The 12,821-nt window shown below is 42.9% G+C and carries 10 protein-coding genes and 1 pseudogene; 4 read left to right on the forward strand and 7 right to left on the reverse strand.

Annotated elements, in window-relative coordinates; translation table 11 throughout:
* The first annotated feature begins 125 nt into the window (after positions 1-125).
* Positions 126-1,205, forward strand: coding sequence for an AOC03_06830 family ribosome hibernation factor (locus H562_RS0111875; RefSeq protein WP_027377702.1), 1,080 nt, complete (start codon positions 126-128; stop codon positions 1,203-1,205).
* A 31-nt stretch (positions 1,206-1,236) separates the two neighbouring features.
* Here the strand turns inward: H562_RS0111875 and H562_RS0111880 are convergent, their stop codons facing one another.
* The 5 genes from H562_RS0111880 to H562_RS0111905 all read right to left on the reverse strand — a co-directional run bounded on the left by H562_RS0111880 (position 1,237) and on the right by H562_RS0111905 (position 8,583).
* Positions 1,237-2,082, reverse strand: a complete 846-nt coding sequence (locus tag H562_RS0111880; RefSeq protein ID WP_051190494.1) for an alpha/beta hydrolase family protein — start codon at positions 2,080-2,082, stop codon at positions 1,237-1,239.
* 254 nt (positions 2,083-2,336) lie between these two features.
* The gene (locus H562_RS0111885) at positions 2,337-4,415 is read right to left on the reverse strand and encodes a M13 family metallopeptidase (RefSeq protein WP_027377704.1); all 2,079 of its coding nucleotides are present in this window, start codon (positions 4,413-4,415) and stop codon (positions 2,337-2,339) included.
* A 157-nt stretch (positions 4,416-4,572) separates the two neighbouring features.
* Positions 4,573-6,654, reverse strand: coding sequence for a M13 family metallopeptidase (locus tag H562_RS0111895; RefSeq protein ID WP_027377705.1), 2,082 nt, complete (start codon positions 6,652-6,654; stop codon positions 4,573-4,575).
* 77 nt (positions 6,655-6,731) lie between these two features.
* Positions 6,732-7,328 carry a DUF2238 domain-containing protein gene (locus tag H562_RS0111900; protein ID WP_027377706.1) on the reverse strand — a complete coding sequence of 199 codons (597 nt, stop codon included), beginning with the start codon at positions 7,326-7,328 and terminating at the stop codon, positions 6,732-6,734.
* Position 7,329: 1 nt separating this feature from the next.
* Entirely contained in the window at positions 7,330-8,583 is a 1,254-nt protein-coding gene (locus tag H562_RS0111905; RefSeq protein WP_027377707.1) for a CinA family nicotinamide mononucleotide deamidase-related protein, read from the reverse strand.
* A gap of 298 nt (positions 8,584-8,881) precedes the next feature.
* Between H562_RS0111905 and H562_RS0111910 the strand changes: the two genes are divergently transcribed.
* The 3 genes and pseudogenes from H562_RS0111910 to H562_RS0111920 all read left to right on the forward strand — a co-directional run bounded on the left by H562_RS0111910 (position 8,882) and on the right by H562_RS0111920 (position 10,288).
* Entirely contained in the window at positions 8,882-9,262 is a 381-nt protein-coding gene (locus H562_RS0111910; RefSeq protein WP_027377708.1) for a SpoIIAA family protein, read from the forward strand.
* Positions 9,263-9,278: 16 nt separating this feature from the next.
* A pseudogene (locus H562_RS15080) lies at positions 9,279-9,788 on the forward strand (pyridoxamine 5'-phosphate oxidase family protein).
* A gap of 20 nt (positions 9,789-9,808) precedes the next feature.
* The gene (locus H562_RS0111920) at positions 9,809-10,288 is read left to right on the forward strand and encodes a Dps family protein (RefSeq protein ID WP_027377709.1); all 480 of its coding nucleotides are present in this window, start codon (positions 9,809-9,811) and stop codon (positions 10,286-10,288) included.
* 101 nt (positions 10,289-10,389) lie between these two features.
* Here the strand turns inward: H562_RS0111920 and H562_RS0111925 are convergent, their stop codons facing one another.
* Positions 10,390-11,208 (reverse strand): dienelactone hydrolase family protein, encoded by an 819-nt coding sequence (locus H562_RS0111925; RefSeq protein WP_027377710.1) that lies wholly within the window; start codon positions 11,206-11,208, stop codon positions 10,390-10,392.
* A 107-nt stretch (positions 11,209-11,315) separates the two neighbouring features.
* The gene (locus tag H562_RS0111930) at positions 11,316-12,608 is read right to left on the reverse strand and encodes a T9SS type A sorting domain-containing protein (RefSeq protein WP_027377711.1); all 1,293 of its coding nucleotides are present in this window, start codon (positions 12,606-12,608) and stop codon (positions 11,316-11,318) included.
* Between the last annotated feature and the right edge of the window lie 213 nt (positions 12,609-12,821).

Here is a 12,821-nt window from a genome sequence, read left to right on the forward strand (position 1 = left end):
ATTTCAAACGGATTTGGAAATATCATAAAAATTTCGTATATTAAAAATATTACCGAAGGCGCCCGGCCAGCGGTTGAATTAAGTGAGAGACACTTGGTTCTGAATCATTTTTAAAAATTTACCGTATGAATACAAAATTTAATGAACTGCAAAATGCGAAAGCTAAAAACTGTGTCACCATAATTTTAAACACGCACCGTACTTTGCCGGACAATGAGAAAGATCCACTATTGCTTAAGAATTTACTGAAAGATGCAGAAGAGCAGCTGCTGAATTCTTTGCCTAAAAAAGACGCTGATTCAATCCTCGATAAACTCACAGATCTTGAAGCGGCGATCGATCACCGGCACAACCTGGAAAGCCTGTTGCTGTTCGTAAATGCAGAACTCGGAATTTCGGAATACGTTCGCCTGCCGTTTGGTGTAACCAACCGTGTTGTTATCGGTGACCGATTTGCAACCCGCGACCTGCTGCGTGCCCGGAATAAAACAACCGGCTACTACGTTTTGGTCTTAAGCCAGCAGAAAATACGCTTTATGGAAGCTGAGAACAGCCGGCTTGTAAAGGAGTTTACTGAACCCTTCCCTGTCATCAATACAGACTTCCAACCGGAAGTTGGGGTTGAAGGTTCAAATGCGAACCGACAGACCAATCTAATCGCAGAGTTCTTCAACCGGACAGATAAAGAAGTGAATAAGATCCGTGCAACGAAAAAGCTTCCCGTTCTTATTTGCAGCGAAGAAGAAAATTATTACGAATATTTAAAAATTGCTGATGAAAAAGACAGTATTTATCAGACTTTTGTAAAAGGTAACCGCCTTGACGAAAAAGCCGAATCACTCGTAGAAAATGCCTGGCCACTTGTAAAGGAACATATTAAGGATGCTAATCTGAAAAAGTTGCAAAATGTTAAAGATGATCCCATAGCGCACAACCTGATCACCGACATCACCGAGATTTACCGCGCCGTGCAGGAAGGCCGCGTGCAGACATTATTCGTAGAGGCGGAAAACACGCAACCCGCAAAAGTCGAAAACAGTGCTGTAACCCTGCTCAATTCAAATGACAAGCTCTCTGGCGCCACAACTGCAGATATCTACGATGATCTTCTTCAGATGAATACCGAAAAAGGTGGAGACGCAGTCTTTTTACCAGCCGGTTCCTTAAAAGACTGGAACGGTTTGGGAGCGCTCCTGAGATATTAATAAAATCCTCAACCGGTTTCCCCGCACCTGTTTAAAGATGCTTCCTCAGGAAATCTATTGAAAGCTCAGTCGCTGTCTGCAGATCTGCAGGCAGCGATTTTTCTGTCCATGGTTCCGAAGCGCCAAATGTGTGATTCGCACCTTCAATCAGTTTAAGTTCCGATGTTTTGCACCATTCGTTGAGCAGTAAAGCTTCCTTATCTTTTACAGCATCATCTTCCGTTCCCTGGATTATTAAAAAAGGTTTTTCCAGATGTTGCGCTGCGTACTGAACATCGAAACGGGTTTCATTTTGCTCAAAATCTTCAAAAAACTGAAAATAATGCGGCATCTGCTGGTGTGTTCTTTTATTTTCAGAATACATTACGCCGGAGGTTTTCCAGTCGTCAAACCGCTGCTGCGAGGGGAAACGGTAACGGAAATTACTTACGCCGGCCAGCGTTACAAGTGCTTTTACACGCTCGTCTTCAAAAGCTTTTATCACCGTTATGCCGCCGCCACGGCTGTGACCGATCACCGCGACCTTATTCCCGTCAACATTTTCTTCCTTTAAAAAGTGGTTTAGAACTGTGTCGTAATCGGACATTTCCTTACTGAAGTTATTATTTCCAAAAGCTTCAAGATCTGCAAATTCTTGGGGTTTGTCGGGCGTGGTTCCGTTGTGCGAAAAATTAAATTTCACAAAAAAGAAGCCGGCTTCCGCAAATTTTTCCGCCATCAGCTCCCAGGCTCCCCAATCTTTATATCCTTTGTAACCGTGTGCAAAAATTACGAGCGGCAGCTTTTGCTCGTTTATAGGGTAAAAAGCATCAGCCAGAAAATCGCGTGTTGCACTGTTATTGAGTTTTATATTTTTCTCCGATTTAATGTTTTCCATTTTTTAATGATTTTCAGGATTATTGGCGCCAACCAAAATTACTCAATTTATGGGCGCACAACCGCTACATATTTGTAACTTTCAATAAAGTTTGCATTTTTAAAGTTTAGTTTCTCTCAAAAACAATTTCATCAAACGCAAATACTATTACGTATTAGGTGTTGTCGTAAAAATCACATCTAATCAGCGGCAGCTTCATTTTCGAAAGCAACCAAATAAAAAAACGCCTGAAAAAAATTCAGACGTTTCAAATTTTACCAGATCTTAATTCTTTGTTCCGGTGCTTTGTAAAGCGCATCACCCGGTTTAATGTCGAAGGCGGTATAAAACGCATCCTGATTTACCAACGGTGCAAAAGCCCGGAAATATCCCGGCGAGTGTGGATCGGTTTTCACCTGGTTTACCATATATTTTTCCGTAGATTTTGTTCTCCAGACTGTGGCCCAACTCATAAAGAAGCGCTGATCCTGCGTAAATCCGCTGATCTTCCCGGGATTGCCATGATCTTTCAGGTACATCTGCAGTGCAGTATAAGCCACTGCTACACCACCAAGGTCGCCAATGTTTTCACCGCTCGTAAATTTCCCATTAATGAAACTGCCTTTTACAGGCTCATAAGCATTGTACTGGTTTGCGAGTTCACCCACTTTGGCATCGAAATTCTTACGGTCCACATCAGTCCACCAGTTATTCAGATTTCCATCACCATCGAAGCGGGAGCCGGAATCATCGAAACCGTGTGAAATTTCGTGGCCAATCACCGCACCGATCCCTCCAAAATTCACGGCCGGATCTGCCTTAAAGTTAAAGAAAGGCGGCTGTAAAATTGCGGCTGGGAAAACAATTTCGTTATTGGAACCACTGTAATACGCGTTCACTGTTTGCGGCGACATTCCCCACTCGGTTTTATCTACAGGCTGACCAACTTTCGCAAGATTTTTGGCATACTGCCACGCAGTGATATTCTGTAGGTTCTTATAGTAAGTTCCACCTTCATCTTTACCTGCAAGCGTCAGTTTAGAATAATCTTTCCACTGATCCGGATATGCAATCTTTACCGAGAATTTTGAAAGTTTTTCCTGGGCTTTCACTTTGGTTTCAGGCGACATCCAGTCATTGTCGGCAATATGTTGTTTGAAGGATTTCTTCAGATAATCGATGTAGGTTTCCATTTGCTGCTTAGCTTCGGCAGGAAAGTATTTTTCCACATATAATTTCCCGAATGCTTCGCCCAAAACGCCATTGATCACTCCCAAGCCACGTTTATTCATAGCTCGCTGCTCCTGCTGTCCCTGTAAATATTTCGAATAGAAATCAAAATAAATATCGTCCAGATCTTTGCTGAGATTCCCCGCGTTTGATGAGATCATGCGTGCCTTCATATATTCTTTAAGCAGAGGAAGCGTGCGCTCATTCATCCACGAATCCATATTTTGATAATACTTCAGTTCGCTTACGATCACTTTATCAGTTTTCACACCCGCATCGCTCAAATACGCAGGCAAATTCACATGCGTGACCAGTTTTGAAAGTTCGGTCAGCGTTTTCGGGTTATACCGAAGGTTTGCATCGCGGTTCTGCTCGTTGGTCAACAGATCCTGCGCGAGTTTTTTCTCAAAATCCACCACACGCTGGGCAGTCTGATCTGAGTTGCTGTAACCTACGGCGCCGAAAAGCTTGGCAAGGTAATTTTTATATTCGGCTAAAGTTTTGGTGTTAGCCTCGTTTTCTTTCTGATAATAGTCGCGGCCCAAACCTAGAGATGCACCGCCAAGATACACGGCGTTCATGTTTGAGTTCTTCATATCTGCGCCCACGCGCCACGCGTAAAAAGGATTATCGCCTGTTTTAGTAGCTTCGGTAAGATATTTCTGGAGTTGCGCTACATTTTTAATATCATCGATCTTTTGAAGATCAGCTTTTATAGGATTTATTCCGTCGGCATTTCTTTTGTCCCAGTCCATAAAAGTGCCGTAGAGGTTCTGGATTTTCTGCCCTTCGGAATCGGGTGCAAATTTATCCGTAAGGATCTTATTCAGGATATCAAGCGACGAGTTGTCCACGTCTTCGCGCAACGCGTTGAAGCTGCCCCAGCTTGATTTATCGGCAGGAATCTCTGCAGTTTTCATCCAGTTGCCATTAACATAATTAAAGAAATCATCTTGTGGGCGAACAGTTGTATCCATAAATGAAAGGTTCAGACCTTCATCAGCAACTTCTGCATTTCCTACGGAAGACTGCGTAGTTTCGGGTGTTGCGCTTTTAGTCGTGGTACAGGAATTAAGATATACTATTCCCGAAAAAGCGAGTACCGCCAGTGTCAGTTTTTTCATAAAGTAGTGGTTCATTTTTGATTAAAATCAAAGATAGGGAAATTTTCGGTGCAGAAAAAGGTCTGGTGGAAAGGTCTGCAGCTCAGGCGACCGATTTTCTGCTCACAAAAAATCACCCGGCAATGCGGGTGATATATTTATTAAATTAAAAAAAATTTTACCAGATCTTAACTCTGTCTTCCGGCGCTTTGTAAAGTTTATCGCCTTCCTTCACATCAAACGCTTTGTAGAAAGCATCTGTATTTACGAGCGGAACGAAAGCTCTGTATAATCCCGGTGAATGTTCATTGGTTTTGATCTGATTTACAAGTGCAGCTTCTTTTTGAAGTGTTCGCCAAACAGTAGCCCAGTTCATAAAGAAACGCTGATCCTGTGTGTAACCGCTGATCAGTCCCGGATTACCATGGTCTTTAAGATACATCTGAAGTGCATCATAAGAAATATTAACACCTCCTAAATCAGCAATATTTTCGCCATTGGTAAAAGTACCGTTCAGGAAAGTTCCTTTTACAGGTTCGTATTTGTCATACTGTGCCGCAAGGGCTTTGGTGACTTTTTCGAAATTGGTTTTATCTGCAGGCGTCCACCAGTCTACAAGGTTTCCTTCGGCATCGAACTGCGCGCCGGAATCATCGAAACCATGTGTCATCTCGTGACCGATCACTGCACCGATCCCACCAAAATTTACCGCCGCATCTGCTTTTGGATTAAAGAATGGCGGCTGAAGTATTGCGGCAGGAAAAACGATCTCGTTATTAAGCGGATTATAGTATGCATTCACCGTTTGCGGAGTCATTCCCCACTCTGTTCTGTCTACCGGTTTGCCGATCTTGTCCAGATCTTTCTGATACTGCCATGCTGCTACGTTCAGCAGGTTTTGATAAAGCGAGCCACCGTCTGCCTCGGAGTTTATGGTAAGTTTTGAGTAGTCTTTCCACTTATCCGGGTAAGCTACTTTTACGGTGAATGTATTGAGTTTTGCCAGGGCTTTTTCTTTGGTCACCGGCGACATCCATGCAAGATTGTTGATGTGCGAAGCGAAACTTTTTTTCAGGTAACCGATGAGTTCAACCATCTGCGATTTGGCTTCTGCAGGGAAATACTTCTCAACGTATAATTTCCCGAAAGCTTCGCCTAAAACGCCGTTAATGAGTTCATAACCACGCTTGTTCTGTGCTCTCTGTTCCTGCTGACCACGCAAATATTTACCGTAAAAATTAAACTTCTTCTGATCCAGGTCCTGGCTTAAATGGCTTGCACTGCCTGAAAGCTTATGAAATTTCATATAGTCTTTGATCAGCGGCAAATTTTTAGTATTCAGAAACTTATCTAAATTCTGATAATATTTCAGTTCGCCTACAATTACCCGGTCAGCATCAACGCCAACAGCCGTAAGATATTTCGGCAGGTCTACATTCTTCACCATCTTGGCAAGTTGCGCGCGGGTTTCGGGGTTGTACTGCAAGGTCGCATCACGGATCTGCTCATTGGTAAGGTAAGTCTGCGCGATGCTCTTCTCGAAGTTTACTATATTTTGTGCTGTGGCGGATGAATTTTTATAACCCAAAACATCCAGCATAGATGCTACATATTTGGCGTATTCTGCAAGAGCTTCGGTATTCTTGGTGTTCTGCTTCTGGTAATAATCCCTGCCCATTCCCAGCGTAGCATCATCCATATACACTGCATTCATTTTAGAATCTTTCAGATCACCTTGAACTTCCCAGCCATAAAAAGGGTTTTCGCCGATTTTTGTCGCCTCGATGAGATAGTTCTGCAGATCGCTCATATTTTTAATGGCGTCGATCTTTGTAAGATCCTTTTGGATTGGTGCCAGACCATCGGCATTTCGTTTATCCATGTCCATGTACGTGGCGTACAGGTCCTGAATTTTTTTACCTTCGCTGCCTTCTGCAAATTTATCATTCAGAAGAGAATTCAGAATGGTCATCGAATTATTGTCGGTGTCTTCTGCAAGTTTGTTAAAACTTCCCCAGGTTGATTTATCCGAAGGGATCACGGCTGTTTTCATCCAGTTCCCGTTCACGAAATTGTAAAAATCATCCTGCGGGCGTACAGATTTATCGAAAGTGGTAAAGTCTAAACCGTGGTCTGTAATTTCTTTTGGTGTTTCCATAGGAGTAGCCGGAGTTTCCGGTGAGGGTGGTGTTTTGGTAGCGCACGAGCTGAGTGCGACCATTCCTGCGAAGGCAAGAACACTTATATTGAATTTTTTCATAGGTGAATTTTAATGAATAGGTAGAAAAAAAAGCTAAATTGTTTCAATAGTATAAAAAATAATTCAAGTCATGCGTATTAAAAGTTATTCTTGATCATTTTATCCTGAAAACCGGAAAAGAAGATCAGAGCGCATAACCCGCCGAGGAACGCCGCAAATATATCAGTCTGGGTATCCCAGATGTAGCCCTGTGTACCGAGAAAACTGTCGCCGGAATCACCAGAAAATACAGAAACTGCCCATTCCAGCAGTTCATAAGTTCCGCTGATGGCAAGCACAATGCACATAACGAGGAACGGTAGCCAGGAGATTTTATTAAGCACTTTTTTTCGGATCAGAATTTCGCGCGCTATCAAGGCAGGCGAAAATCCCTGAACAAAATGCCCGATCTTATCGTAGTTGTTTCGGTTGCCACCCAGAAAATTATTCATCCAACGGAAACCCGGCACTTCTGCATATGTAAAATGCGCACCGAGAAGGAGCACCAGAAAATGGAGAAATATAACACAGTAAACGAAGTTGCTGAATTCAAACTTCCGGAAAATAGCAAGCGCTAAAATTCCCAGAAACACCGGAAAAGCCTCAAGCCACCAGGTGAAACTTTCCTTTGCGCCCACAAAGGAAAACAGGACTGCGACAACGGTAAGTAAGAGTAAGATATATTTGAGCCTCATTTTATGAGTTTGCCTTCACCAAAATTTCAATGAGATCCTGAAGCACCCTTTGCGAAACAAAATTCGCAAAATCATTGCGCTCGAGATGCGGCAGAAAAAGCCGGTTTGTCTTTTCAAAATCTTTGACCCGAATGGAATAATACACCAAGCCGACCTCATTTCCAAAATCATCGGGATCGGGACCTGAAACACCGGTTGTTGAAAGGGCAATATCTGTATCGAAAAGTTTGCGGCAGCCCAGCGTCATTTGCTGCGCCACTTCTGCGGACACTACGGTTTTTTCCTGCACGGTTTTTTCGGAAACGCCAAGTATTTTGATCTTTTTCTGGGTTTCATACGGAATGATGCCGCCCAGAAACAAAGCCGAAAGTCCCGGAACCGAAGTAATAAGCCGCGCGAGTTCACCACCGGTGCAACTTTCTGCCGTAGAAATGGTAAGCTTTTTGGCGAGTAAGATTTCTTTCAGGATTTCCTGGATTTCATTTCCGGTCCAGGAAATAACTTTTTCGCCGATGAGCGGTTTCAGCTTTTCTGATTCCAGATCGAGTTGTTTTTCAAGCGTCCGCGCATCGTTTCCTACGGCTGTTAAGCGAAGTTTCACGCGGTTACCGATCGGCAGGTAAGAGAGCGAAATATTTTCCGGCAGCGCAAGTTCCCAGTCTTCAATGGTTAAAGCCAAGAGACTCTCGGGGAAATGCACCACAGAAATCATACGGGAAACAATCTGGCTGAGTGAAAATTTTTCTTTAAGGTAAGGTATGATTTTATCTTTTATTAAAGGTTTTACCTCATACGGAACGCCCGGCAAACAGATGGCGATCTTACCACCTCCCTCAATAAGCTGGCAGGGTGCGGAGCCGTTTTCGTTCTGAAATATTTTTGCCCTGCTTAGAACAACCGCCTGGTTACGGTTAATTTCGAGAAGATTTTCGCGGTTGCGTTTGATTAAATAGCGGCGTAAATGCGCGAATGTCTGCCCGTCGAATTCAAGTTCATCATTAAAGAATTCGGCGAAGGCAATTTTGGTCTTGTCATCTTTTGTAGGTCCCAGACCGCCGGTTGTAATTACAATATCGCCAAGGTTAAAAGCGTGCTTTAAAGTTTTTTTAATGGTTTCGAAAGAATCGGAAACGGTAAAGATCTGTACCACGGGAATCCCGATGTTTTTTAACTGGTTGGCGATGTAATTGGAATTGGTATCCACGGTGTTCCCCGAAAGAATTTCGTCGCCAATGGTTATGAGCACTGCTTTCATTGAAATATATATCATGTAAAATTAAAGAATTATTCTACCGGTCTGCCACAAGTTTCCGAAAAAAAAGCCAACAAATTCTGTGCAGAAAAAAGAACTTTTTTCATGTGGTTCAATTATTGTTGAGATAAGGCAGGGCTTGCCGGAAAAAAACGAAACTGGATTATAGCCCCGGTTGAACGGCCTATCTGAGCTCTCCCGCTGCGCGGCAGCGCAACGGGAAGCGAGTAGTGAAAACGGGTACAGTTTTCGGAAAGTGCCCACTCCCGATGCTCCAAAAAAAACATTAAATAAAATACATATGATTACCTTAATTCCTGACGTTCCCGACAACGTAGCCGCGTTTAAAGCGACCGGCGATATTACCAAAGAAGATTTCGAAAACCTGGTGATTCCTACGGTAGAAGCCAAAACGAACACTTTCGGTGAACTTAATTACCTGTTTTATATAGATACCGACCTGGATCAGTTTACACTTGGCGCCTGGTTTCAGGATGCACTGCTGGGTTTAAAAAACCTGATCAACTGGAATCGCGCAGCAATTGTAACGGACAAGAAAAGTGTGCAGCGCTTTACAGATATCTTCAGTGTGGTGATGCCCGGCGAGTTTAAATCCTTCCCAAAAGAAGATCTGGAAAATGCCCTGTTTTGGTGCGCCAATGGAAATGAAATCAACGATTAAACCTAAATCTAAAAATATGTCAACAGAAAATTTAACCCAAACCGAAGCGGTAAAAAAACTGAAAGAACTCTCGGAAAGTGCACGCGTCTGCATGTTCTGCACAGAACTGGATACGTTACCGATCGCGGCCAGACCTATGAGTCTGCGCGAAACCGACGACGAGGGAAATATGTGGTTCATCAGCAATTCTGAGAGCAACAAAAACTTCGAGATCAGGGAGGATAACCGTGTGCAGCTGTACTTTATGAATAATGGCAGTTCAGAATATTTGTCGGTATATGGCAAAGCGTACATTTATAAAGACCAGAATATGATCGAAGATAAGTGCCCGCCTATTGCAAAAGCCTAGTTCGAAGATGGAAAAGACGATCCAAACGTTTCGGTAATCCGCGTGCAGCCGCAGGAAACGTACTACTGGGATACCAAAGCCGGAAAACTTGTTTCTATGCTGAGTTTTGCTGCAGCGGCTGTTACCGGCAACAAATCCGATAATGATGATGGTGTGGAAGGAAACCTGAATGTATAATTAAACAAATAAAAAATATTATGAAACCGGACTTAGGAATTACAGTCAAAAATTTAAATGCCGTAAATGCGTTGCTGAACAAAGTTTTGGCAGACGCAAATGTACTTTACATTAAACTCAGGAAATTTCACTGGAATCTCTCGGGTGACAATTTTATGGAACTGCACCTGCTTTTTGAAGATCAATACCAAAAAGTTGCTGAAGCCGCCGATGCCGTGGCAGAAAGAATCAGCACGCTTGGGGGCGAAGCAATTGGAACTACCACCGAATTCGCCAAGGAATCTCAGCTGCAGGAGAATCCCGGGAAACTTCCCGATACGCAGGGAATGCTGAAAGAACTTGTGAATGACCACGAATCTATCGTAAAATCACTGAGAAAATACGTGGACGATACAGAAGAGAAATATGAGGATAAAGGAACGTCTGATTTCTTAACAGCACTGATGCAGGCACATGAAAAAATGGCGTGGAAACTTCGAAAATATTTCAAAACTTCATAAGTAACTTTTTTAAAGGTAATGTTAATGAAACATCAATTCCTGATAAACAGATTCCCCGGTTTTTACCGGGGAATTTTATTGTACGAAAACGTGTTGATACTTTAGCGAAAGATTTCCTTTAGAAACGCGCTCATATCACTCCAGGATCTTTCATCAGCTGTTTTATTGTAAGCGATCTTCATATTAAATTTTCTGCCCAGCGCCGTGGAACCCGGGTTGGTAAAGGAGTGCAGGGCATTTGGGTAATTTATAAAAGTATATTTCACCTTCGCCGAATCCATTTCTTTTTTAAAGGCCGCGATTTCTTCTGCGGAAACGTAGGAATCGGCTTCGCCATTGCAGATCAGCATCGGCACGCGGTTATTCCTGGGTTTAACTCCGGTCATCAGATTTCCGTGGAAACTTACGGCACCTTTCAGATCGCTTTCCTGCCGCGCCATATTCAGCGCCTGCGAACCACCGAAACAGTATCCGATCACCGCAATTTTTCCGTAATCCGCTTCGGGATATTTTAAAAGCTGGGCACGCGCACCGTCAAAAATAAGTTTGGCATTTACTGGAATTTTATAAAACTGTTCCGATAGAGTTGCGGCCTCTTCGGGCGTTTCTACAACTTTCCCGTCGCCATAATAATCTACTGCAAGCGCAAAATAACCAAGCCCTGCCAGTTGCTCAGCGCGTTCTTTAACGTATCCGGTAAGTCCCCACCATTCCGGAATAACCATTACCACTGGTCTTGCTTCAGCCGAACTGCTGTTAAAGGCCACAAAAGATCTGTAATTTTTGCCGTCGATATTGTAGGTGATCTCTTCTGTTTTTATTCCCTTTTTTTCTTTTGCGGCTGTTGCGGCGTTACTTTTATCGCTACATGACAAAGAAACGAGGAAAAGGAAAAGTGTAAAATATGGAATTAACTTCATCTCAGGATTTTAGCTTATAAATATACTGAAAAATGACCATAAAAAAAATACAGCCGGAAGAATCCAGCTGTATCGGGTTTGAGTTTATATAAATTAATCAAAGAAAGTTATTCTTTAATAAATTTCACAGTTTGAAGCGAGCGGTCAGTTTTTACTTTAAGAATATAAAGACCTTTATCGAGTTTAGACAGATCGATCTTACCGTTTACAACGGCTGGAGCTGAATCTACGATTTGCCCTACCATATTATAGACAGCAGCAGATTGAATTTTTTCTGTAGTGTTGATGCTGACGATATCTTTCACAGGATTTGGGTAAATACTCATTTTAGCGTTTGCCGCTACATTATGAGATGACAGATTCCCATCTGGAAGTTTTATGAAAAATCCTTTGGCATCACCTTCGGTGAAGTTGGCACCAAGCCCACCAATATATTTGCCGTCTGCGGAGATCGCGGTCGGAACCGAAAAGACAATATCCAGATCATCAAAACCTAAACCGGCAATGTAATCATTAAGATCAACTTTGCCACCTTCTTTGGTCCAGATAAATCCTCTGCCCAACAAAATGCTTTGTGTAGGATCGAAAGAAAGACCGAGAGCTGTTTTGCCGTCATCGGATATCACCGACATACTGGTAATATAATCGGGATTGTCGCTGGAAAGGAAAACAGTTCCTTCGGTTTCGTTCCAGATATAGCCTTCACCGGTGGTATTTTTTATACCGATAACGGTTTTCCCGTCGGCACTAATGGCGGAAGCTGCACCGAGTATATTCCCGTCATTATCTTTCAAAAGTTCCTGCACGCCGTTTCTCCAGATCGCGCCCTGGCGTACGCCATTGCTTGCATCCTGCCAACCTGCGACAACGGAACCGTCGGCACTTACGGCATCAGCACGTGAACTTCTGGTGGCCACGGTACTGCCTAAACCTACGATTGGCGCGCCATCCTTCCAGAATACAGCTTCACCTTTTGAGGGTGTATTCCAGGCAAATCCCACGATATTTTTCCCATTAGAGGACATTCCCCACGCCGAAGAAGTATCGCTGCCGGAGGAAACACCCAGATAACCAAGGAAATTAAATTCCTGGGTGGCTACAGTATATAAAGCGGCTTCTTCTTTATCAGCATTTGCAGGATTGGGCAGCGAAAGGGAAATTACAGTGCCATCTGCAGTAATATTTGAATTTCCGGAAACACCGTTCTCACCGGATTCAGCGATAATTAAACCGCTGTCTGCCTCAGACCACATAAAAAAGGAACTCCCGTACACATTTCCTACAGCAATCCCGTTATTAGAAATATCTGTGACCTGCACGTAACTGCCAAGATCCGTAACCTGAGCATTGGTTAAGGCGAATGAGCAAACGCCAAGAGCCAGTGTGTAAATTTTTTTCATAAGACAATAAGTTTGATTTTGATTATTACAAACCTAACTGTAATATGCGCGCTAAAAAAGAAAACCACTTGCAAAATTCACGAAATAACATAATATACAAAATACAGTCAGTTGAATATCAATCCATTAATCACAAAAATTTAACAGCGGTTACTTTTTAAACGTTCCTTTAAAACAATTAAATTACCATTAAACAAAGGAAATAACAAAGAC

This window comes from Kaistella palustris DSM 21579, from assembly GCF_000422265.1.
Classification (GTDB): domain Bacteria; phylum Bacteroidota; class Bacteroidia; order Flavobacteriales; family Weeksellaceae; genus Kaistella; species Kaistella palustris.

Excerpts from the sequence above, each read along its gene's own strand:
- H562_RS0111875 (WP_027377702.1), top strand. The coding sequence starts at position 126 with ATGAATACAAAATTTAATGAACTGCAAAATGCGAAAGCTAAAAACTGT.
- H562_RS0111880 (WP_051190494.1), bottom strand. The coding sequence starts at position 2,082 with ATGGAAAACATTAAATCGGAGAAAAATATAAAACTCAATAACAGTGCA.
- H562_RS0111905 (WP_027377707.1), bottom strand. The coding sequence starts at position 8,583 with ATGAAAGCAGTGCTCATAACCATTGGCGACGAAATTCTTTCGGGGAAC.
- H562_RS0111895 (WP_027377705.1), bottom strand. The coding sequence starts at position 6,654 with ATGAAAAAATTCAATATAAGTGTTCTTGCCTTCGCAGGAATGGTCGCA.
- H562_RS0111930 (WP_027377711.1), bottom strand. The coding sequence starts at position 12,608 with ATGAAAAAAATTTACACACTGGCTCTTGGCGTTTGCTCATTCGCCTTA.
- H562_RS0111920 (WP_027377709.1), top strand. The coding sequence starts at position 9,809 with ATGAAACCGGACTTAGGAATTACAGTCAAAAATTTAAATGCCGTAAAT.
- H562_RS0111925 (WP_027377710.1), bottom strand. The coding sequence starts at position 11,208 with ATGAAGTTAATTCCATATTTTACACTTTTCCTTTTCCTCGTTTCTTTG.
- H562_RS0111910 (WP_027377708.1), top strand. The coding sequence starts at position 8,882 with ATGATTACCTTAATTCCTGACGTTCCCGACAACGTAGCCGCGTTTAAA.
- H562_RS0111900 (WP_027377706.1), bottom strand. The coding sequence starts at position 7,328 with ATGAGGCTCAAATATATCTTACTCTTACTTACCGTTGTCGCAGTCCTG.
- H562_RS0111885 (WP_027377704.1), bottom strand. The coding sequence starts at position 4,415 with ATGAAAAAACTGACACTGGCGGTACTCGCTTTTTCGGGAATAGTATAT.